The 22,303-nt window shown below is 53.1% G+C and carries 21 protein-coding genes (1 of these 21 cut by a window edge); 19 read left to right on the top strand and 2 right to left on the bottom strand.

Translation table 11 applies throughout. The features are described from left to right. Positions 1 to 12: 12 nt before the first annotated feature. The 3 genes from uvrA (at position 13) to JNE38_RS28125 (ending at position 3,999) form a co-directional block, all read left to right on the top strand. Complete coding sequence (gene uvrA, locus JNE38_RS28135; protein ID WP_203354327.1) at positions 13 to 2,880, top strand: excinuclease ABC subunit UvrA; 2,868 nt, start codon at positions 13 to 15, stop codon at positions 2,878 to 2,880. 91 nt (positions 2,881 to 2,971) lie between these two features. Next, positions 2,972 to 3,601, top strand: coding sequence for an HD domain-containing protein (locus JNE38_RS28130; RefSeq protein WP_203354326.1), 630 nt, complete (start codon positions 2,972 to 2,974; stop codon positions 3,599 to 3,601). 35 nt (positions 3,602 to 3,636) lie between these two features. Next, positions 3,637 to 3,999 (top strand): phage holin family protein, encoded by a 363-nt coding sequence (locus JNE38_RS28125; RefSeq protein ID WP_203354325.1) that lies wholly within the window; start codon positions 3,637 to 3,639, stop codon positions 3,997 to 3,999. 230 nt (positions 4,000 to 4,229) lie between these two features. Here JNE38_RS28125 and JNE38_RS28120 read toward each other — a convergent pair whose 3' ends face one another. Both JNE38_RS28120 and JNE38_RS28115 read right to left on the bottom strand, forming a co-directional pair. Next, positions 4,230 to 4,805 carry an accessory gene regulator ArgB-like protein gene (locus tag JNE38_RS28120; RefSeq protein WP_238933764.1) on the bottom strand — a complete coding sequence of 192 codons (576 nt, stop codon included), beginning with the start codon at positions 4,803 to 4,805 and terminating at the stop codon, positions 4,230 to 4,232. Positions 4,806 to 4,862: 57 nt separating this feature from the next. Further along, complete coding sequence (locus tag JNE38_RS28115) at positions 4,863 to 6,206, bottom strand: sensor histidine kinase (RefSeq protein ID WP_203354323.1); 1,344 nt, start codon at positions 6,204 to 6,206, stop codon at positions 4,863 to 4,865. A 234-nt stretch (positions 6,207 to 6,440) separates the two neighbouring features. Here JNE38_RS28115 and hprK point away from each other — a divergent pair, with 234 nt between their 5' ends. The 16 genes from hprK to JNE38_RS28035 all read left to right on the top strand — a co-directional run. Continuing rightward, entirely contained in the window at positions 6,441 to 7,376 is a 936-nt protein-coding gene (hprK, locus tag JNE38_RS28110; RefSeq protein WP_203354322.1) for an HPr(Ser) kinase/phosphatase, read from the top strand. Positions 7,377 to 7,396: 20 nt separating this feature from the next. Beyond that, the gene (locus JNE38_RS28105) at positions 7,397 to 7,903 is read left to right on the top strand and encodes an acyltransferase (protein ID WP_203354321.1); all 507 of its coding nucleotides are present in this window, start codon (positions 7,397 to 7,399) and stop codon (positions 7,901 to 7,903) included. A gap of 239 nt (positions 7,904 to 8,142) precedes the next feature. After that, positions 8,143 to 9,318: an ATP phosphoribosyltransferase regulatory subunit gene (locus JNE38_RS28100; protein ID WP_203354320.1), complete on the top strand. Its 1,176-nt coding sequence runs from the start codon at positions 8,143 to 8,145 to the stop codon at positions 9,316 to 9,318. Positions 9,319 to 9,321: 3 nt separating this feature from the next. Next, positions 9,322 to 9,969, top strand: coding sequence for an ATP phosphoribosyltransferase (gene hisG / locus JNE38_RS28095; protein ID WP_203354319.1), 648 nt, complete (start codon positions 9,322 to 9,324; stop codon positions 9,967 to 9,969). A gap of 30 nt (positions 9,970 to 9,999) precedes the next feature. Beyond that, positions 10,000 to 11,298 carry a histidinol dehydrogenase gene (gene hisD, locus JNE38_RS28090; RefSeq protein WP_203354318.1) on the top strand — a complete coding sequence of 433 codons (1,299 nt, stop codon included), beginning with the start codon at positions 10,000 to 10,002 and terminating at the stop codon, positions 11,296 to 11,298. Further along, a complete protein-coding gene (gene hisB / locus JNE38_RS28085; protein ID WP_203354317.1) occupies positions 11,295 to 11,894 on the top strand; it encodes an imidazoleglycerol-phosphate dehydratase HisB in 600 nt (199 codons plus the stop codon). The genes hisD and hisB overlap by 4 nt, the downstream gene beginning before the upstream one ends. A 1-nt stretch (position 11,895) precedes the next feature. Further along, positions 11,896 to 12,513, top strand: a complete 618-nt coding sequence (gene hisH / locus JNE38_RS28080) for an imidazole glycerol phosphate synthase subunit HisH (protein WP_203354316.1) — start codon at positions 11,896 to 11,898, stop codon at positions 12,511 to 12,513. Next, positions 12,510 to 13,247 carry a 1-(5-phosphoribosyl)-5-[(5-phosphoribosylamino)methylideneamino]imidazole-4-carboxamide isomerase gene (hisA, locus tag JNE38_RS28075; RefSeq protein ID WP_203354315.1) on the top strand — a complete coding sequence of 246 codons (738 nt, stop codon included), beginning with the start codon at positions 12,510 to 12,512 and terminating at the stop codon, positions 13,245 to 13,247. The genes hisH and hisA overlap by 4 nt, the downstream gene beginning before the upstream one ends. Position 13,248: 1 nt before the next feature. Further along, positions 13,249 to 14,007 carry an imidazole glycerol phosphate synthase subunit HisF gene (gene hisF / locus JNE38_RS28070; protein ID WP_203354314.1) on the top strand — a complete coding sequence of 253 codons (759 nt, stop codon included), beginning with the start codon at positions 13,249 to 13,251 and terminating at the stop codon, positions 14,005 to 14,007. Then, on the top strand, positions 14,004 to 14,648 hold the full coding sequence (gene hisIE / locus JNE38_RS28065; RefSeq protein WP_203354313.1) for a bifunctional phosphoribosyl-AMP cyclohydrolase/phosphoribosyl-ATP diphosphatase HisIE: 645 nt from the start codon (positions 14,004 to 14,006) through the stop codon (positions 14,646 to 14,648). Before hisF ends, hisIE begins: the two co-directional genes overlap by 4 nt. A 150-nt stretch (positions 14,649 to 14,798) precedes the next feature. Next, positions 14,799 to 15,368 (top strand): GNAT family N-acetyltransferase, encoded by a 570-nt coding sequence (locus JNE38_RS28060; protein ID WP_275296657.1) that lies wholly within the window; start codon positions 14,799 to 14,801, stop codon positions 15,366 to 15,368. Positions 15,369 to 15,426: 58 nt separating this feature from the next. Next, positions 15,427 to 17,361, top strand: a complete 1,935-nt coding sequence (locus JNE38_RS28055) for a transporter substrate-binding domain-containing protein (protein ID WP_238933489.1) — start codon at positions 15,427 to 15,429, stop codon at positions 17,359 to 17,361. Beyond that, the gene (locus tag JNE38_RS28050) at positions 17,336 to 18,706 is read left to right on the top strand and encodes a sigma-54-dependent transcriptional regulator (RefSeq protein ID WP_203354310.1); all 1,371 of its coding nucleotides are present in this window, start codon (positions 17,336 to 17,338) and stop codon (positions 18,704 to 18,706) included. The genes JNE38_RS28055 and JNE38_RS28050 overlap by 26 nt, the downstream gene beginning before the upstream one ends. A gap of 169 nt (positions 18,707 to 18,875) precedes the next feature. After that, positions 18,876 to 19,892, top strand: coding sequence for a TAXI family TRAP transporter solute-binding subunit (locus JNE38_RS28045; protein ID WP_343071414.1), 1,017 nt, complete (start codon positions 18,876 to 18,878; stop codon positions 19,890 to 19,892). A gap of 47 nt (positions 19,893 to 19,939) precedes the next feature. Further along, positions 19,940 to 20,485, top strand: coding sequence for a DUF1850 domain-containing protein (locus tag JNE38_RS28040; RefSeq protein ID WP_203354309.1), 546 nt, complete (start codon positions 19,940 to 19,942; stop codon positions 20,483 to 20,485). Next, a protein-coding gene (locus tag JNE38_RS28035) for a TRAP transporter permease (protein WP_203354308.1) crosses the window boundary here: on the top strand, positions 20,457 to 22,303 show its 5' portion. Its footprint extends 121 nt past the window's final position; only the first 1,847 of its 1,968 coding nucleotides appear in the window; its start codon is at positions 20,457 to 20,459; its stop codon lies off the right edge, out of view. The genes JNE38_RS28040 and JNE38_RS28035 overlap by 29 nt, the downstream gene beginning before the upstream one ends.

Raw genomic sequence — 22,303 nt, 5'->3', positions numbered from 1 at the left:
GAGATTTTTTTCATGCCATTGGAACATATCGTGGTAAAGGGCGCTCGTGCCCATAACCTGAAAAATATTGATGTGGTGATCCCGAGGGATAAATTCGTCGTTTTGACGGGTTTGTCCGGCTCGGGGAAGTCTTCCCTTGCCTTTGATACGATTTATGCGGAGGGACAACGCCGCTATGTGGAGTCCCTTTCTGCCTATGCCCGCCAATTTCTCGGGCAGATGGACAAGCCGGATGTAGACTCGATCGAGGGCCTTTCTCCTGCGATCTCCATCGATCAGAAAACGACGAGCCGCAACCCGCGTTCGACCGTGGGTACCGTCACGGAGATTTACGATTACCTGCGTCTTTTGTATGCGCGCGTAGGTAGAGCGGTTTGTCCGGATCACGGCATCGAGATTCAGTCGCAAACCGTCGAGCAAATGGTGGATCGCATCATGGAATTTCCAGAGCGTACCCGCATGCAAATCCTGGCCCCGATGGTACAAGGGCGCAAGGGGGAGCACGTCAAGCTGCTGGAGGACATCCGCAAGCAAGGCTTTGTCCGCGTGCGGGTCAATGGAGAAATTATCGATTTGTCTGAGGACATCAAGCTCGAAAAGAACAAGAAGCATAATATCGAAGTCGTCGTCGACCGGATCGTCGTCAAACCGGATGTGCAGTCCCGTCTGGCCGACTCTCTGGAAACGGCGCTTCGCCTCGCCGACGGCAAAGTCATCGTCGATGTGATGGAGCAGGAAGAGCTGCTCTTTAGCGAAAAGCACGCCTGCCCGGTGTGCGGATTTTCCATCGGGGAGCTGGAGCCGCGGATCTTTTCCTTTAACAGCCCGTTTGGTGCCTGCTCCGAGTGCGACGGTCTGGGTGTCAAGCTCGAGGTAGACCCGGACATGGTCGTGCCTGACATGACCAAGACCTTGCACGATGGGGCCATCGGAGCATGGGAGCCCAAATCTTCGACGTATTATCAGCAGCTGCTGGAGTCTGCTTGCCGTCATTTCGGGATTCGCATGGATATCCCTTACGAGGAATTGCCGGCGGAGCAGACCCAGATTCTGATGTACGGCAGCAGCGGGGAAAAGATCGAGTTTCGCTATGAGAACGAATTTGGACAGGTGCGTGAGGCAGTCGTTCCGTATGAAGGGGTCATCCCGAATCTGCAGCGCCGCCATCTGGAGACCAGCTCGGACTACATCCGCGAGCAAATCGAAGGCTTCATGAGCCAAAAGCCGTGCCCGGTCTGCAAAGGACACCGCTTGCGTCAGGAGAGCCTCGCGGTGAAGGTCGGGGAACGCAGCATTTCCGAGCTGACGAACTTGTCCATCCTGGATGCGCATCAGTTTGTAGACGGAGTGGAATTGACGGAGAGAGAGGAAAAGATCGCCAATCTGATCGTCAAAGAAATCAAGGCGCGTCTCAACTTCCTGATTGATGTCGGACTGGATTATTTGACGCTGAGTCGAGCGGCGGGCACACTCTCCGGGGGAGAAGCACAGCGGATTCGCTTGGCGACGCAGATCGGTTCCAGTCTGATGGGAGTCCTCTATATTTTGGACGAACCGAGCATCGGCCTTCATCAGCGGGACAACGCGAGGCTGATCCGCACGCTGGAGCACATGACGAAGCTCGGCAATACATTGATTGTCGTCGAGCATGACGAGGATACGATGATGGCGTGCGATTACATCATCGACATCGGTCCGGGAGCGGGTATTCATGGCGGACAGATCATCGCTGCGGGTACACCGGAGGAAGTCATGAAGGACCCGAATTCGCTTACGGGCGCGTACTTGAGTGGGCGCAAGTTCATTCCGGTGCCGATGGAGCGCCGCAAGCCGTCAGACAAGTGGGTCAAGATCGAGGGCGCGAAAGAAAATAACTTGAAGGGCGTAAATGTGAAGATTCCTCTAGGGATGTTCGTGGCGGTGACCGGTGTATCTGGCTCCGGAAAAAGTACGCTCATCAATGAAATTTTGCAGAAGACGCTGGCACGCGACCTGAATGGTGCCAAGGTCAAGCCAGGGGAGCATCGCCGCATTCTCGGTCTGGAGCATTTGGACAAGGTCGTGGACATTGACCAGTCACCGATCGGGCGAACTCCGCGCTCCAACCCTGCGACCTACACGGGTGTGTTTGACGATATTCGCGATTTGTTTGCCTCTACGAATGAAGCCAAAGTGCGCGGCTACAAAAAAGGCCGCTTCAGCTTTAACGTCAAAGGCGGACGCTGCGAAGCTTGCAGCGGTGACGGGATCATCAAAATCGAGATGCACTTTTTGCCGGACGTATATGTCCCATGCGAGGTGTGCCACGGCAAGCGCTACAATCGGGAAACTCTCGATGTGAAGTACAAAGGCAAGAGCATCGCAGACGTGCTGGAAATGACTATCGAGGATGCGGTGGAATTCTTCCGCAACCTTCCTAAAATTGAACGGAAGCTGCAAACGATCGTGGACGTCGGCCTCGGCTACATGAAGCTGGGACAGCCGGCAACCACACTGTCCGGAGGGGAAGCGCAGCGCGTCAAGCTGGCCTCTGAGCTGTATCGCCGCAGTACAGGGCGCACGTTGTATATTCTCGACGAACCAACGACTGGTTTGCATACGGATGACATCGACCGCCTCCTGAAGGTCCTGCAGCGACTGGTGGAAAACGGGGAGACCGTTCTGGTCATCGAGCACAATCTGGATGTGATCAAGACCGTCGATTACATCATCGATTTGGGACCGGATGGCGGCACCCGCGGGGGGCAGATCGTCGGTACCGGTACTCCGGAGGAAGTGTCGAAGCTGGATGGATCGTACACAGGCCAATACTTGGCTCCGATTCTGGAGCGAGATCGCGCTCGTACGATGGCAAGAATGGAGCAGCTCGTTTCGAAATAAGAGGAATAGGGTAGTGGAGAGGGGCGGTCTCGATCGGGAAGCGCCCCTCTTTTCATAGGAAAAGGCAATTGTCTAGGGGGGAGGGTCACCGATGGACTATACGACAGTCATTCTCGCGAGATTGCCGCAGCGTCTGGTGAATGTGGCAAGGGAGCTGTTTGACGGACAGGATCCGGCTCACGATTGGCAGCATAATGTACGCGTGATGGCGATGTGCGAGCGGATTGGGCAAGAAGAAGGCGCGGATATGACCATTTTGAGTTTGGCGGCGCTGCTGCATGACATCGGAAGGGCAGAGGAACGGCGGACAGGGGAGTGCCACGCTGAGATCAGTGCGCGTTTAGCGGGTACCCTATTGAAAGAAGAAGGTCTGACTGAGGCACAGGTCAAGCGCGTACAGCGTGCCATTCTCGCGCATCGCTTTCGCAAGGATCGGCCGCCTGCTACACTAGAGGAAAAGATATTGTTTGATGCCGACAAGCTCGACTCGATCGGAGCGATCGGGGTCGCCCGCGCATTTGCCTATTCCGGCTTCTTGGGGCAGCCCATTCAATCCGATCTTGAGCAGCAGCATACTCCGCTAAAAGAGTTCGAGTGGAAGCTGCAGCGCATCAAAGGCAAGTTGTTTACCGAGACGGCCCAGCAGATTGCCGAAGAACGGCATCGATTCATGGTACAGTTTTTCGAACGGTGGAAAGAAGAAGTCCACGGAATCCGATAAGGAGAAGTGAGAACCTTTGGAAAGGAGAAATGGATATGATTCGATGGATCATCAAGCTGCTGTTAAACGGGGCTGCCTTGATTTTGATCAGTAATTGGTTCCAGTCCATTCAAGTCTCCAGCTTTGGCGTAGCGGTGTGGGCTGCCCTTATACTGGGAATCGTCAATACGATCATTCGCCCTATCCTGACGTTTTTCACACTTCCGCTAAGTGTCTTGACTCTTGGGCTATTTTGGTTTGTGATCAATGCCATCACGTTCTCGCTGACGGCCTTTTTCATCAATGGTTTTGAAGTAGGGCCATGGCCAGACAATATCGGAATCATGATCGTTGCTTCTGCACTCATGAGCCTGATGGGCTGGTTGATCGATTGGGTGGTCAGCAAACCAAAGAAGTAGGCAGAACAAAGAAAACCCGCGGTTCTCTTCGAAGAGGACGCGGGTTTTTAGTACGCATATGGTGTGTTTGATCTACGATTCTTTTATAGGGGATTTTTCCTCGCGAAACTGCGGAGGAATTGGCTCATAGACAAGCCCTCCCTTTAATACGCCAGAAATATTCAACGCGGATAACAGTGCAAAAAAACGACCAAGGAAAAATGAAAACTTTTTCACTGACAATCACCCTCTCAAAATGTTTTTTCCAATCGTGAAACTAGTCGGAATGAACTTGGCATGAGAAGAACAGATTGCAAGAGAATCGCTAATATGTACGTCATAGATAGTAGGTAGGTATATCCTACCAAAATGATAGAGAGAGTGCAACCCAATAGAATCATCCATAGGACAATGATTCTATTTCTTCGTTGGACGATTGGATCAGAGGGTACGTATGTATGTGCAGCAGGTGCATGCAGATAATTGATCACAAACGAGAATCCTCCTCCACCCAAGATGAGCAACCTAGCGAATGAATCGGGGAGGATAGGCAGATGCCTCAAAAGAAAACCGCCCGCCACCATCAGGGTGACCGTAGCAAGAAGGCACGTCCATGGGCTACGCAGATGGACGCCGCCCGTTACAAGTCGATGCAGGAAAAAGAGACAACACAGAAGCATGACCTCTCTGAAAATATGAAAAATAGCTGATACCAGAATGAGTGCCAACCCATTGATGACGTTGAGTATGAATATTTCGATGCCGTGTGCGAGCTGCCCCAAAGTATAAGGCGCATCTTCCGTATGTAGCCGTTTCGCTAGACGCATGGATACTTTTTCCGTCCAAGTCACGCTTTGACCACCTTCCAGATCGAACTCCGTACACTACTTGCTTAGAAAGGAGATGCGAAAACTGGTGACGCCCTCTTCGGAATGTACTTGAATTTTACCACCGTAACGATCGGTAACCGTCTTGACGATCACCAAGCCCAGACCACCTTCTCCCCCTTTTTTCGTGGTGTACCCAGCTTGGAAAATAGCAGGGAGCTTGTCCTTTGGAATGGTAGGTCCGCTATTTTCAATCATCAGGTAGTGCTCGCCATCTGTCTGCCCCCATTCCAAGCGGATAAATCTGTTTTCTTCCAGTTCATATGAGGTGGCTCGAATCGCATTATCAAATAAATTACCCAAGACCTTAATGAGGTCGTATGTCTTGATTTGTGAAAATTGACTGAGAGTTTTAATGTTCATAGACAAGGCGATCCGCTCTGCCAGGCAAACCTCCATTTTCGATTGGAGAAGGGAGGCGACAGCGGGATTTTTGATGCTCTCCAGCACTTGTGAGCTTGTGTCGACTGATTTTTCGACAGTGACCGTTTCTTGCAGCAGCTGCTCCACATATTCCTTCGCTAAGTCGACGTATCCCTTTTTTAGGAAGCCATTGATCGCTGTGTAATGATTCAAGGAGTCATGCTTGATCGAACGAATGGCAGTCACCAGATCATGAATGCTATTCAAATAGGGGGTGCCCGTCTCTTCCTCGACACGATTGATCGTTAAGTGAAGATAAATGCGAAATAAGATCACAATAATGATGAAAAACGCAAGGATTAAGAGCTGAATAAAAAATTGGAATTGAGGTGTATAAATGGCTGCTAATTCCGAGTTGTTATTCCGTAAGAAAAAGGACGTATTCAAGAACAGAATCAGCAGAAACTCGACACTCCCCACCAATACCAGTAAAAATAAAGAGCGGTTGTAGTGATTCTGCGGTAAAAATCGCTGAATATCGAATTTCATTAATCTCAAGATGAGTGCAAGCAAGAGAAATATCCCGAAGTAGAGAACGCGTATCGTTAAGGTTTGCAAGGTGGTAGAAAGAATTTCTGCCCAGTAGATCTGCTGGCTGTTAAAAATCATGATGACGATCGATTCAGCAACAAACATGGAACAAATGGCAGTCATTCCTATAAAGACGGATTTTAATAAATTGAAACGATAGAGGACGAAAACAAACAGAGTGGTCAATACGAACATAAGCAATACTTTTGGTTGATAGGGAACTTCTACGAATGAGAGCACTTCACCGGCGATCGAAAACAGAAGACTGAAGAAGATGGCTTGCTTCTTTTTATCGAAAACGGAGATGTTGAACATTGCCAATCCTATGGTAAGCAATAAGAAGGCTTCGGGTATGTCCACTAGAACAAAGCGAAGTAGAAAATCCAAGGTGTTGCCTCCTCTCAGTCCGAATTTCGGAGCGCGAATGATGTCAAATTTACTGTAACCTATGTAGCGCCTGAGACCAATACATTTTCTATCTTAAAAAAGATAATGAAAAATGTAAATGATACGACAATTCCCGGAGCGAGGTTTCCGCTCACAGTGGTTGTCGTCACTAGGTCGCTTTCGTTACAATAAGGGTACTAATAGGGACGGAAATCCCAAGCTAGGGGGAATCTCATGCGTAAGACCAACGTTAGTCACCTCGCCGATCATTTCAACATGGCCATCCTCAGTGGCGAAGAAGGCTTGGGACGCGAAATTACCGTAACCGATCTCAGCAGACCAGGTTTGCAGCTGGCGGGATACTATTCGTATTATGCTGAAGAGAGGATTCAGCTCTTTGGATTGACGGAGATCAATTTCTTTCAAACGCTGAATCGAGAGGAACGTCTCGAGCGGATGAACTTCCTCATGCAGGGGCAGACGCCGTGTTTTTGCGTGACGCGAAATCAGCCTGTTCCGGAAGAAATGATAGAGGTATCGAATGAGCGCGGGGTGCCAGTGCTGCAATCGCCGCTAGCGACCACCACACTGGTAGGCAAAATGACCAACTTCCTCGAGAATCGTCTGGCGCCGACCACTACGATCCATGGCGTACTGACGGATATTTATGGTGTCGGTGTACTGATCATGGGCTCTAGTGGGATCGGAAAGAGCGAGGCTGCGCTGGAGCTGGTCAAGCGTGGCCATCGTCTGGTAGCGGATGACGCTGTGGAAATTCGTCAGACGCAGGCTGGACAGCTGAGCGGCAGTGCCCCTGAGCTGATTCAGCATTTGCTGGAGATTCGCGGCGTGGGTATCATCAACGTCATGACGATGTTCGGTGCCGGGGCTGTGCGCAATGTGAAAAACATTGAGATGGTCGTTCAGCTGGAGCTGTGGGAACCGCAAAAAATGTACGAGCGCCTCGGGTTGGATGAAGAAACATTGAAAATCATGGATACGGATATCCCGATCATTACCGTCCCTGTACGTCCCGGCCGAAACCTGGCTGTCATCATCGAGGTGGCTGCGATGAATTTCCGCCTGAAGCGGATGGGGTACAACGCCGCGGTTCACTTCTCCCGCAAGCAGTCGGATGCCATCCTCGAAGATGCGGATTCCGATTTGTAATTGGAAGAAGGAGATCACTCATGAGAAATACCACACGTTATCCCGTGCGTGGAGCCAACCCTCTTTGGCAGCTCTACCAAACGGTGAGCTTTTGGAAAGTCATGAAAAACTTCATTGTGATTCAACTAGCGCGCTATATGCCGTTTTTGTCCTGGAAAAACTGGCTGTACCGCACGTTCCTGCGAATGGAAGTGGGAACGCATAGCGCGGTGGCCCTGATGGTCATGATGGACATTATGTTTCCCGAGCTGATCAAAATTGGCCGCAACTGCGTCATCGGCTACAATACGACGATACTCGCTCATGAATACTTGGTCGAGGAATACCGGCTGGGGGAAGTTCGTATTGAGGATGATGTGCTGATCGGAGCGAATTCAACGATCCTGCCGGGAGTGACGATAGGCAAAGGCGCGATCGTGGCGGCTGGCACCGTCGTACATAAAAGCGTGCCAGCGGGAGCGTTTGTCGGGGGAAATCCCATGCAGCTCATTCGCAGTGGCAATGCTGTCGGGGATGAGCAGGAGTAAGAGGAGAAAATAAAAGAACGGGCCATACTAGAGAGTGTCTGCTGCTTGTCGCGCAGGCGCTCTTTTTTCATACAGCGACAGAGCTGCACAGGTTTTCTTTTGGAAAGCAGCTGGTGTAGAATTTTCCGACTATTCTTATCTATGTTGACCACTCTGCCTTATCGTGGTACTCTTCTTCATAATACTTTAACTTGTTACCATATTAGCAGAGTAAAGTGCATGCGATGGAGGGAAGAACGATGGCAAAGCCGTTGGGATTTGAAAAGCCGCTGGGGATGCGGGACATTTTACCGGAATCACTCTCCAAACAACGGCATTTGGAGCGCTCCCTGCGCCAGTGCATCGAACGTTGGGGGTACGAAGAAATCTCCACGCCGTCATTGGAGTATTACGATACAGTAGGATCTGCAAGCGCGACGCTGACAGATCGGATGTTTCGACTTCTGGATAAACAGGGACATACCGTGGTGCTGCGTCCGGACATGACGGCACCCATCGCCCGTGTCGTTTCTTCTTTATATAAAGATGTACCATTGCCGATTCGTCTGTTTTATCAAGCAAATGTGTTCCGCGCGCAGGAAAAGGAAGCTGGCCGGAATGCGGAATTCTTCCAGACAGGCATCGAGCTGATCGGGGATGCGTCCGTGGATGCCGACGCAGAGGCAATCGCACTCGCGGTATTTTGTTTGCGAGCGGCAGGCGTAGAGACGTTCCGCATCGCGATCGGACATGTGGATTTTGTGGATGGGGTGCTGGAGGAATGGATCTGTGACGAAGCGATCCGCAACCAATTCCGTCAGTACCTGGTTGAACGTGATTTCGTAGGCTTCCGTCAGCTGCTAGCTACGCTGAACCTCGCGGCTGAGGCAAAGGAGAGGCTGGAGGCTCTGCTTCGCCTGCGCGGAGGAAAAGGAAAAATTGATGAGGCGCGATCCCTGACGGAAAACGGCAAAGCGAGACGAGCGGTTGAAACTATCGCTTCGTTATGGGAAGCGTTGGAGGCATACGGTGTAACAGACGATTTGCTGCTGGACTTCAACCTGATCATCAATCTGAATTACTACACGGGTATCGTGTTCGAGGGCTATGCCGCTGATTTGGGTTCACCCCTGCTGGGCGGAGGGCGTTATGACCACCTGCTGGCTCAGTTCGGGAGGCCAGCGCAGGCAACGGGCTTTGCCATCAAGATGGATCGCTTGCTGCTTGTCACCCCGGCCCTCGAAATTGGGCCAGCCGCTCGTATTCTCCTGTGCTACACGGAAGACAAGCGCACGGAGGCTCTGGCCGAAGCGCAATCGCTCAGACAGGATGGCCTCGTGGTCGTCACTCGACTGGTCAAGAATCAAGCGGAGGCTGCGGCGTATCAGGGAGAGACGTACAGCAAGGTTATCTGCTTGACGAAACAGGAGGAATAGGGAATGGGTTTTTCCGATCAATCTCAAAAATTGACGATCGCCATGCCGAAGGGGCGAATCTTTGAAGAGGCCGTTCATTTTTTGCAGCAGGCAGGCTTGCAGGTGACAGCAGAGCTTCAGGATTCCCGCAAGCTGGTCATTCCGGTGGAGAACGCGAAGCTGGAGTTCATTTTGGCGAAACCGACAGATGTTCCCACCTACGTCGAATACGGAGTCGCGGATGTGGGAGTCGTGGGGAAGGATGTTCTCTTGGAAGAGGAACGCGATGTCTACGAGCTCTTGGACCTGCAAATCGGGTACTGCCGCATGATGGTAGCCGGGATGCCGGACTGGAAGCCGACGGAGGCTCCGCGGGTTGCTACCAAATACCCGAAAATTGCCTCTCGTTATTTCCGCGAGCAAGGCCAGCAGGTAGAGGTCATCAAGCTGAACGGCTCGGTGGAGCTGGCGCCGATGATCGGGCTGGCGGACCGCATCGTCGATATCGTATCGACGGGACGGACCTTAAAGGAAAACGGCCTCGTGGAGCTGGAGCATATTTGTGAGATTACGACGCGCCTGATTGCCAATCGGGCAAGCTACCGAATGAAAAGCGAAGCGGTGGATGACATTGCGAGCAAGTTTTTGGAAGTCATCCCGAAACGATCATAGAAAAGAGAAATGTGGAGAGGTGATAGAGGGATGCGCATCATTTCTGCCAGTCAGTTTGATGGGAAACGATCAGTAGACGCGGGCACCAGGGAGCAGCAGGAAGCTGTCAAAGCCATTCTCGCCGATGTACGGGAGCGAGGCGACGAAGCAGTGCGGGACTATACAGAGCGTTTTGATCGCGTTCGATTGGAGCAATTTCTCGTGACCGAGGAAGAGTTCATAGAGGCGAGCGGCCTGGTCGCGCCAGAGGTAAAGGAAGCTTTGGCTGAAGCCGCGGAGAATATTCGCGATTTTCATAGCCGGCAGGTCAGGCAGTCGTGGTTTTCCACAAAAGAGAGCGGAACATTGCTCGGTCAGATCATTCGGCCACTAAAGCGGGCAGGACTGTATGTTCCGGGCGGGACAGCAGCTTACCCTTCGAGCGTGCTCATGAATGCGATTCCGGCTAAAATTGCAGGTGTTCCACAGGTAGTGATCACGACGCCTCCTGGCCGAGACGGGAAAATCAATCCAGCGATTCTCGTTGCTGCACAGATCGCTGGAGTCAAGGAAATATACAAGGTAGGCGGCGCGCAGGCGATCGCAGCCTTGACCTACGGAACCGAACAGATCAAGGCGGTCGACAAGATCGTCGGACCAGGAAATATCTTCGTGGCGCTCGCCAAGCGGGAAGTGTTTGGATTGGTGAGCATTGATATGGTAGCGGGACCGAGCGAGATCGCAGTACTGGCAGATGAGACTGCCAACCCACGCTACATAGCAGCCGATCTGCTGTCACAAGCAGAGCATGACCCGATGTCGGCAGCCATTTTGGTCACCACCTCACAGACGGTGGCGGAGGCAGTCTCCGAAGAGGTCGAGCGGCAGCTGGCGGATCTGCCGCGTCGCTCGATTGCGGAAGCTGCGATTCGTGATTTTGGGGCTATTTTGGTCGTGCAGGATCTCGAGGAAGGCTTCGCAGCGATCAATCGCATCGCGCCCGAGCACTTGGAAATCATGATTGCAGACCCTTTTGAGCATCTGGGCAAAGTGGAAAATGCAGGGGCAATTTTTCTCGGACCGTACAGCTCGGAACCGGTTGGCGATTACTTTGCGGGGACGAACCACGTCATCCCGACCAATGGAACCGCGCGTTTTTCGTCGCCGCTTTCCGTGGACGACTTCATCAAGAAATCGAGTGTGGTCTCTTACAGCAAACGCGACTTGCGGGAGAACGGGCATAAAATCGTGGCGCTGGCCGAGCAGGAAGGACTTGCTGCACACGGGCGTGCGATTACCGAACGACTACGTGACTTTGATAGAGAAGAGCAGGAGCGTGACAGAGGATGAGTGAGCTGCAAAAACGTTATGCCAAGATTGAGCGCAATACGAATGAGACCCAGATCGCCCTTTCCTTTGGAATTGACGGGGCAGGAGAGAGCATGCAGGATTCCGGCGTTCCTTTTCTCGATCACATGCTGGACTTGTTTACGCGTCACGGACATTTTGATCTGACTGTCAAAGCGAAGGGCGACATCGAGATCGACTACCACCACACGGTAGAAGACATCGGGATTTGTCTGGGGCATTCCTTGCGCGAGGCATTGGGCGATAAAAAGGGGATCAAACGCTACGGAAACGCATTCGTACCCATGGACGACGCATTGGCTCAGGTCGTGATCGATATCAGCAATCGGCCGCACCTGGAATATCGGGCAGCGTATCCATCGAATGTAGTCGGGCAATTCCCTACGGAGCTGGTGCATGAGTTCCTGTGGAAGTTTGCTCTGGAGGCAAGGATCAATCTGCACGTGATCCTGCACTACGGGCACAATACTCACCACATGATCGAAGCGATCTTCAAAGCACTCGGCCGCGCGCTGGATGAAGCGACGACGATCGACCCGAGAGTCAAAGGGGTCCCGTCTACCAAAGGGGTTTTGTAGCATGATCGGCATTATCGACTACGGCATGGGCAATCTGTACAGCTTGAGCAAAGCGCTGGAGCGTCTGGGGTATTCGTATGATTTTGTGTCCCAGCCAGAGCGTCTGAATGAATGCAGCGGCTTGATCCTGCCTGGTGTTGGCGCGTTCGGCGATGCCATCGCGAACATCCGGGAGCTGGGGCTGGAGCAGGCGATTCAGGAATACGCAGCGAAGGGCCGCCCGATCCTCGGGATTTGCCTCGGCATGCAGCTGCTTTTTGGAAAGAGCGAAGAGCACGGTGAGCATATCGGTCTGGGGTTATTGAGCGGTGGGGCTGTCCGATTCGCGGGGGATTTCAAGATTCCGCACATGGGCTGGAATCAACTGCAGCTCAGACAGGATCACTGGCTGTTCGACGGGGTGCAGTCCGGTGACTACGTTTATTTTGTCCACTCCTATCATGTGCAGGTGGGCAGTGATGATATATTGCTGGCGACCAGTGACTACCATCAGGACGTAACCGCCATCGTAGGCAGAGAAAACGTATACGGCATGCAGTTCCACCCGGAAAAAAGCGGGGAAACTGGAATGCGCTTGCTGCGCAATTTTGCCGTGCAGTGTGAGGGGGTACTGGCATGAGTTTCATTATCTATCCGGCAATCGATATTCGCGGGGGAAAATGCGTCCGGCTGTTTCAAGGGGATTACGCACAAGAAACGGTGTACGCTGATTCTCCACTGGAAATGGCAAAGCGGTGGGTAGAGCAGGGAGCATCCTGGGTGCATCTCGTCGACCTGGATGGGGCCAAGGAAGGTAAGCCTGCCAACGCCGAAATCATCAAGGAAATCGCTCGCACCATTCCGGTTCCTGTGCAAGTAGGCGGAGGCATCCGATCTGAGGAGCAGATTGCGGATTATTTGGAAGCGGGCGTGGCGAGAGTCATCGTCGGGACGGCTGCGATTGAAGACGAGCCGTTTACCCAGCGGATCTTGCAGGCTTATGGAGACAAAATCGCGATTGGTCTCGATTGCCGCAATGGGATGGTGGCAACGCGAGGCTGGCTGAATACGACGGATGTGTCCGCGACGGAGCTGGCGAAACGGCTGGTATCGTACGGAGCTCAGACCTTTATCTATACGGATATTGCACGCGATGGAACGCTGACAGGCCCGAACGTAGAGGAAATTTCTGCGCTGGCGATCGCGACAGGCCAATCCGTCATCGCATCAGGAGGGGTGAGCAACCTCGATGATTTGCTGGTGCTCAGCGCGCATGAAAAGGATGGCGTCTCGGGTGCCATCGTCGGAAAAGCGCTGTATACGGACGCGTTTACCTTGGAAGAGGCGCTGAATCGCATGGGGGAGCGTGTATAAAATGCTAGCGAAACGAATCATACCCTGCCTGGATGTCAAGGACGGGCGGGTGGTAAAAGGCGTGCAATTTGTCGGGCTTCGCGATGCGGGAGACCCTGTGGAGCTCGCCAAGAAATACAGCGAGGAGCGCGCGGATGAGCTGGTTTTTCTCGATATCTCAGCCTCTCACGAAGGGCGCAAGACGATGGTCGATGTGATTGAGCGCACCGCTGCCAACATCACCATTCCGTTTACGGTAGGCGGCGGGATCAATAGCGTCGAGGATATGAAGCGTATTTTGCGCGCGGGGGCGGACAAGATCTCTTTGAATACGGCAGCTGTGCTCCGTCCTGAGCTGATTCATGAAGGAGCGATGGTGTTCGGTTCCCAATGCATGGTCGTCGCGATTGATGCCCGCAATGTGGGGGGCGAGCGCTGGGAAGTGTACACCCATGGAGGACGCAACGGTACGGGCAGAGATGTCGTGGCTTGGGCGCAGGAAGCGGAAGCGTTGGGGGCAGGCGAAATCCTGCTCACCAGCATGGATGATGATGGAGAGAAGAAGGGCTTTGGGATTGAGCTGACCCGGCGAGTTTCGGAAGCGGTGGGCATTCCGGTGATCGCTTCAGGGGGTGCGGGATCCCGCGAGCATTTCTACGATGTTTTGACGGACGGAAAGGCGGATGCGGCTTTGGCTGCATCGATTTTCCACTATGAGGAGACCTCGATCCAGTCGGTGAAAGAGTATCTCCAGACAAAAGGAGTTGTGGTGCGGCCATGACAGCGCAGATCGATTGGGAGCAACTGAAATTTGACGAAAATGGCCTCATTCCCGCCATCGTGCAGGATGCCGTGAGCAAGGAAGTGCTGACGCTCGCTTACATGAATAAAGAATCGCTGCAAAAATCGCTGGAGACGAAGGAAACCTGGTTCTGGAGCCGCTCGCGTGCAGAGCTGTGGCATAAGGGAGCGACTTCCGGAAACACCCAGCAGATCCTCTCGATGCGCTACGATTGCGATGGAGATGCTCTGGTCGTACAGGTGGTGCCAAATGGGCCGGCCTGCCACACGGGGGCGTACAGCTGTTTTGCGGGTGAGCTGGTAGAAGGTGCACAGGAGGCAGCGACTGCGGTCGAGGCCGATCGCTTCGCCATTCTCGCAGAGCTGGAGCAGTTGATCGCGGCGCGAGAAGCAGAGCGGCCTGAGGGCTCCTACACCACGTATTTGTTTGAGAAAGGCGTGGACAAGATCTTGAAGAAGGTCGGCGAAGAAGCCGCCGAGGTCATCATCGCCGCGAAAAATCGCAGTCATGAAGAACTGCGCTACGAAGCATCCGATCTGATCTTTCACCTGCTGGTGCTCTTGCGGGAGCAAAAGCTGCCGCTGGATCAGGTCCTGCAAGAACTCCAAAGACGCCGCTGATCCCCTTGGCGGAGCAGGCCACTCTTTTTGCCAGAGAGTGGTTTTTTTGTTACAATTGCACTATCTGACTTTCGAGGAGTGTGGTGACCATGATGAAAAAACACATGAACATCCGACGCGACGCATTGGCCGATAAACCTTCGAAAGGCAGTGAATGGATTGCACAAAGGAAAGTTAATCGAATTACGACCAGTTACCAGAGAAGATATGGAACGGATGTACATCTGGCGCAATGATCATGAGGCGGCGACATGGGCAGCAGGCTCATCGCTTGCGACCTACAGCAACATTTCGCTGGAATCGCTGAACGCCATGTACGACGAGAATGTTCGAACCGCAAAATTATCCGATAAATTCAATCGTTTTATCTTTTCGATCTACACGCTGGAAGGCGTTCATATCGGCAATTGCGATTACCGTGACGTCAACCCGATCACACGTGCAGCGACCATCGGAATCGGCATACTCGACAAGGAATACTGGAGCAAAGGTTACGGAACGGATACACTTCAAGTGCTTCTCCGCTTTCTCTTTCTCACGCTGAACCTGAATCGGGTGCAGCTGGATACGTGGAGTGGGAATGCCCGCGCGATCCGTGCCTATGAAAAATGCGGATTCGTGGTGGAAGGAAGGCTTCGTCAGAACGAATATGTCGACGGACAGTATTACGATACCGTCATGATGGGGCTTTTGCGTGAGGACTTTTCCGTAACGAAGTAGAAGCTTAGACCCCTGTATGAGCAGGGGTCTTTACTATGAAAGCAGGGGGGGGAGGCGAATGACGGCTCGACGGTGGTGGGGTGTATTGATGCTTGCTGTCGCTCTGCTTTTTCCGGCAGATGCACATGCCGAGGACAAGGTCCTGCGCATTGCTTTTGACAAAGCGCTCCCTCCCTTCTCTTCCGTGGATTCGACAGGTGAGGCAGCCGGCTTTAACATCGAGCTGATTCGCTACATAGCGGAGCACAGTGGCTGGGAGCTTGAATACGTCCCTCTCGATTGGGAGGAAGCGGTGACAGCCTTGCGCACAGGTGAAGTGGATGTGCTCCTGGGCATGAAATACACCAATCGGTACGATCAGATCTTTGACTTCAGCGAATCCTTTTTTACGATGTCCGAAGTGCTGCTTGTACCCAGCTATGACCAGGATATCTTCACATTGAATCAGCTGAGCGAAAAAGTCGTTGCTGTTCAGCGGGGGCATACGAGCATGGATTTGCTGGAAAGTGTCAGAAGAGTCAAAATGATCGTGTCCTTCAGCCAGCAGGAAGCGTTGGAAAACCTGCTTCGCAGACGTGCGGACGCCTTTATCGGCAATCGCTGGACGGCAGAATACCTGCTTCGAAAGGAAGATCGCTGGGATGATTTTACGATGCGCTCGGGACTGATAAATCCGACCGATTATGCTTTTGCTGTGCGCGAGGGGCATTCCGAACTTTTGGACTCTCTCAATGAAGGCTTGAATCAGCTGTATCGGGACGGAACCTACACGAGGCTGTACAGCAAGTACTTCGAACCGTACTCCCCCCATTTGACGGACTGGTGGCGCAAGGTGGTTGCCGGTCTGTTGATTGCTTTGGCTGTCGGGGTGATTTCGATTGCAGCATTCTATGCCTGGAATAAGCGCCTGCAGGCGGAGGTGAAGCGGCAAACGTCAGCGCTGGCGGATGTGCTCGCCTTTCAGCGCGAGGTTCTCGATCATACGGAGAGCTCCATCCTCTCGTTGGACATGAACGGACATATCACACTGGTCAATCAGGTGGCCAAGCGCATGCTGTCGGTCAGTGACGATTGGCTGGGGCGCCATATCGTATCGATCCTGCCGCAGCTGCCCTGGGAAGCGGCACTGGCCAACAGGCACCGCCACTATGAGGACGAGTTTGTCTGGAATCCGGACACACAGCAGGTCTACCACTATTTCATGGCGCCGTTTGCCAATTCTGCACAAGAGCAGGTGGGCTGGATTGTGACGCTGCAGGATCGAACGGAGCAAAAACGAATGCAGGCACGCCTGATCGCCCAGGAGAAAATGCGTGCACTCGGCCAGCTGGTCGCAGGGATCGCCCATGAATTGCGGAATCCGTTGACCGCGATCAAAACGTTCGTAGAGCTGCTACCGAAGAAGATGGATGATGCTCGTTTTCGGACGCAGATGCTTCGTTATGTGCCAGAGGAAATGGAAAGGATGAACCGCATCCTGGAGGATTTGCTCGACTATTCCAGAACCAAGCCTTTGCAGACACAGAGGATCGCTCTGGACGAGCTGGTGCACTCTGTTCTCGGCTTGTTTGCCAGAAGAATGGAGAGCGAGCGGATAGGGGTAAATGTCCGCATCCCTGTTCATTTGATGATCGATGTGGATAGGGGAAGGGTCAAGCAGGTGCTGATCAATTTGGTATTAAACGCGATGGAAGCGATGGTGGCAAGCAGCGAAAAGCGATTGTTCATTCAGGCGGGAGAAGACAGCGGCCAGGTATGGTTATCCATTGCAGACACCGGGGAAGGAATGCGGAGAGAGCAGCTGGACAGCTTGTTTGAGCCTTTCTATACCAGCAAGGCACATGGGATCGGGCTTGGTCTCTATGTGAGTCAAAAAATCATGCGGGAGCACGGCGCGCGCATGGAAGTAACCAGTGAAGTGAAGACAGGAACGACGTTTACCCTGTGGTTTAACAAGGAGGTTAGCCATGCAGAACTTGCTGATAGTCGATGACGAGCCGTCGATTTGTGTATCTCTTGCCTTTGCCTTAGAAGATGAATACGCGATCTGGACCGCCACGGATGCTGAAACCGCGATAGAGACAGTGCGAGCGGAATCGATCGACTGCGTCTTGTTGGACTTGAGCCTTGGGCAATCGAGCGGTCTGAAGTTGCTTTCGCAGCTAAAATCCATTCGCCCTCAGATCACCGTGATCATGATGACAGCGTACGGAACGATCGAATCGTCGGTAGAGGCCATCAAGGCTGGAGCGTACCACTATTTGACCAAGCCTTTGCATGTCGACGAGGTCAAGCTGCTCCTCGGCAAGGCGCTGGAATTTCAGTCCCTGCACAAGCGGGTGCAGGTCTTGAGTGAAGCTGTCCGGCAGCACCAGTCGTACGCAGGGATCATCGGAAAAAGCCAGGCGATGAGCAGGGTGTTTGACCTGATCAGCAAAGTGAAGGATATTCCCTCCAGCATTTTGATTACAGGGGAAAGTGGAACGGGGAAGGAGCTGGTGGCGCGCGCCATCCATTTCGAAGGGAATCGTTCCGAAGCGCCCTTTTCCGTGATCAACTGTGCAGCGATTCCCGAGTCTTTGCTGGAAAGCGAACTGTTTGGTCATGAAAAAGGGACGTTTACGGGGGCTTACCAGAGCAAAAAAGGGTTGTTTGAGCGTTCCCATGGAGGCACCGTGTTTCTGGATGAAATCGGGGAAATGCCGCTCGCTCTGCAGGCAAAGCTTTTGCGGGTCATACAGGACAGGGTCGTGACTCCGCTCGGTAGCTATGAGCAAAAAGAGGTGGATATCCGAATCATCGCAGCGACCAATCGGCAGCTGGAGGAAGAAGTGGCCAAGGGGACGTTTCGGGAGGATCTTTTTTACCGCCTCAACGTGATTCCCATTCGCACCCCGGCGCTGCGGGAGCGGATGGAGGATATCGCCCCCTTGCTCGATCATTTTTTGCAAAGATTCTCACTCAGTATGGGCAAGCGAGAGAAGACGTTCACCCCGGAGGCGAAAAAGTGGCTGTACGCATACTCGTATCCGGGAAATGTTCGGGAGCTGGCCAACCTTGTCGAGTATGCGGTGGCGTTGTCCCAAGGAGAGCGGATTACACTGGAGGACTTGCCCCCAGCTTTGATTGAGCGCCAGCAGGACGCACGGGAACGGCTGGCGGACAGGAATGGAGTGGCGATTCCAAGCGGTATTACCCTGGAGGAAGCGGAGCGGCGCATCATTTTGCATGCGTTGGAGCAGCATGCCGGACACCGCAGAAAGACGGCGGATCAGCTGGGAATCAGCGAGCGGGGATTGCGGCAAAAGCTCAAGCAGTATTTTGAGATGGATTCATGAAGAGGACCGGCAAAAAATTCCGGATGAGAGGGATTTTATTGCCGGATTTTTGTTCATGAAGCTTTCCTGCGGCAGGCTATGCCGCTAGTCTGCTCATTCCGCCAGCTTGGCATAGAGGTTGCAATCATGAAGGATCATGAAAGCGATTTCAATAATGAGGGGGATATGCATGATGAAGAACAGGAAGGTGCTGGCGGTCTTGTCGTCGGTGCTTCTGGTGTTGACCATGTCAGCTTGTGGCGGGCAAACCACGAATGCGCCGCAAGCAGGAGGATCAGGAGGCGCTTCTGCCGGTGGCGGGGCAGAGCAGAAGTTTTTGACGATCGCGACAGGGGGCAGCTCCGGCCCGTACTACACGCTGGGTGGCGCGATGGCGAAGATCTACAAAGACAAGCTGGGCTACAACGCGTCCGTCCAATCGACTGGGGCATCCGTTGAAAATATCAATTTGTTGAAGGCCAAAAAAGCGGATGTGGCGTTTGTGATGTCGGATGTCACGACGTTCGCCTACGCGGGGCAAGAAAATTTTAAAGAGGGCGGTGCCATCAAGGATTTGCGTGCGATGGCAGGACTGTACCTCAATTACGTGCAAATCGTGACGCTCAAGGATCGCAATATCAAGTCTGTGGCTGATTTGAAAGGGAAACGCGTCGGGGTGGGGGCTCCCAACTCTGGGGTCGAAGTAAATGCGCGCATGGTCTTGGCCGGACATGGCATTTCGTACGATGACATCAAGGCGGACTACCTGTCGTATGCGGAGGCGATTGAGCAACTGAAAAACAATGCGATCGATGCGGCTTTCGTTACTTCCGGTTTGCCCAACTCGACCGTCATCGATCTGAGCACGACCAAGGATGTCGAGATCGTCCCCATCAAAAAGGAGGACGTGGAGAAGATGACGCAGCAATTCCCGTTCTTTGTCTCTGCGGAAATTCCAGCGGGCTTGTATAAAAACGATCAGCCGATTCAGACGGCAGCCATCCGCAACATTTTGCTCGTGCGCAATGACTTGTCAGACGATCAAGTGTACAAGCTGACGAAAACGTTCTTTGACGAAATGGAAGCACTGAGGTCCGCGCACAGTGCAGCCAAGGAAATCGATGTGAAGGAAGCGGGCAAGAATCTGGTCGTACCGTTGCATCCTGGAGCTGAAAAGTACTACAAGGAAGTCGGGGCGCTGAATTAGCAGCAAGGGCTAGCAGGGCTTGAGGTAAGGGGGAGGAGAATGTCAGCATGAAAAAATGGGGCAAGCGAATATTCATCTTCCTGATCCTATTGCTCATCATGGCATCCTCCCATCCGTATCTGGTGCTCCGTGATTTTCACCGGCAGGAGCAGATCGGGGCCGTGCCTCTTCGGCTGCAGGACACCTTTCAAATCGAGTGGGTGCATTCCGTCGAATTGACTCCGTGGAGAGAGACGTACAAGGTGACCGGGTTGAACAAAATGGAATTGGCTGAAACATCTTTCCGTTCCTTTGGCGCTGGAGTTCCGGCCAATTTTCAGGATCAACGGAATGTGCACGTGTCTGTTCATGATGGGTGGATTACCGTCTCAGGCCTGCGAGAGCAGAGAGACCAGGTCTTGTATTTGATCAGCCGGGAAGATTACATGCTCTCAGTGGGAGACCGTACATGGAAATTGTCTTCGGTTTTACCGTTAGGCACCTCGCTGGAGCTTTCTGTCAGCTGGTATCCGTGGTGGTATCGGTATGTTCACGGCTTGGCGAAGAGAGGAAGTGAAAAAATAGATGAGTACGCAGGCACAACTGCCGAATGAAGAGGAAATTCGGGACAATGAAAGCAGGGCCCAAGCGATTCTGCAAGAGTACGACAAAGAAGCAGGTTATCGCGTCTTCTCGAAAAAGTGGCTGACGATTGCCGTTTCTGTCATTGCGGTTCTCTTTGCTCTTTATCATATGTATGCGGCTTATGCGATTCCCTTTGTGACGCTGAAGCACCGGTCTTTGCACGTGGCGATTGTCCTCTGTCTGATTTTTGTGCTGTATCCAGGGTGGAAGCGCGCCTCACGCCAAACTTTATCCGCACTTGATGGCTTGCTGGCTGTCCTCTCGCTTGGAACGGCAGGGTACATTTTCGTCTATTACATGGATATCGTGAATCGGGGAGGCATCCCCTCGACGCTGGATGTCGTTTTTGCCACGATCACATGCTTGCTGGTGCTGGAGGCATCTCGCCGCGTTGCGGGCTGGGAGCTGACAGCCATGGCAGCCATTTTCGTCGCGTATGCCTACGTCGGGCCTTACCTGCCGGGGGATTTTGGGCATCGGGGATATACGTTTAGCGACATTGCGAATTACATGTATGTGACGACGGAAGGAATATTTGGTGATGCGACGGCCGTGTCTGCATCGTTTATCATTTTGTTCATCATCTTTGGCGCTTTTCTGTCCAAATCTGGGATGGGGACTCTGTTCAATGATCTATCTCTGTCGTTGGCGGGGAGCAGCAAAGGTGGTCCAGCAAAGGTCGGGGTCATCGCCAGTGCGGTTCACGGCTCGATCAATGGGTCAGCCGTTGCCAGTGTGGTGACCACCGGCTCCTTCACGATACCGATGATGAAGCGGGTGGGCTACAAGCCGGAATTCGCTGCTGGTGTGGAAGCAACGGCAGCCGTAGGGGGACAAATCCTGCCGCCGATCATGGGTGCCGCCGCGTTTATCATGGCGGAGACGCTGGGAGTCCCGTACATCACGATTGCGATTGCTGCTCTCATCCCTGCGATCATGTACTACTTTGGACTGCTGGTGCAGGTGCATTTGCGAGCGGATCGGGACAATTTGCAAGGCCTCGGAAAGCATGAGCTTCCCAAGGTGCGGGATGTGTTGCGCGAGCGGGGACATCTCTTACTGCCGCTTATCCTGCTTGTCGCGCTCTTGATGCTCGGGTATACCCCGACTTTGGTGGCTGTTATTACGATCATCGCGACGGTCGTCATTGCGGCGATTCGCCCTTCCAGCCGCATGAATGCGCGGGACGTGCTGCAGGCGCTGGAAAATGGAGTGCGGGATGCTCTGGGAGTGGCTGTAGCTTGTGCGGCAGTGGGCATTACTGTTGGCGTTTTCAGTCTGACCGGTTTAGGTCTGAAGCTGGCGAACATCATTTTGATGATGGGCTCTGGCAGCCTGTTCATGACGCTGTTCTTTACGATGATCGCATCCATTATTTTGGGTTTGGGACTTCCTTCCATCCCTTGCTACATTATTACAGCGACGATGGCTGCTCCGGCGCTTTCCTCCTATGGAATTGATCCGCTTGCTTCTCATCTCTTTGTGTTTTATTTCGGCGCAATCGCCAATCTGACTCCGCCCATTGCGCTGGCGGCGTTTGCAGGAGCAGGGATCGCGGGATCGGATCCGCAGCGTACCGGCTGGATCTCCTGCAAGCTGGCTTTGGCCGGGTTCATCGTCCCGTTCATATTTATTTACAAACCTGCAATGCTCATTTTAGATTCAGGGGTTGCTGATATCGTGTTTGCGACAGTAGCTACGGGATTGGCGGTCATCGCTCTCGGGGCGGCGACGGAAGGCTATTTATTCACCAAGATCAATTGGCTGATGCGGGCCGTGCTGATCGC

Source organism: Brevibacillus choshinensis, assembly GCF_016811915.1.
Lineage (GTDB): Bacteria > Bacillota > Bacilli > Brevibacillales > Brevibacillaceae > Brevibacillus > Brevibacillus choshinensis_A.
The sequence above is the reverse complement of the archived record's forward strand: the minus strand, read 5'-3'. Positions and strand labels throughout refer to the sequence as shown.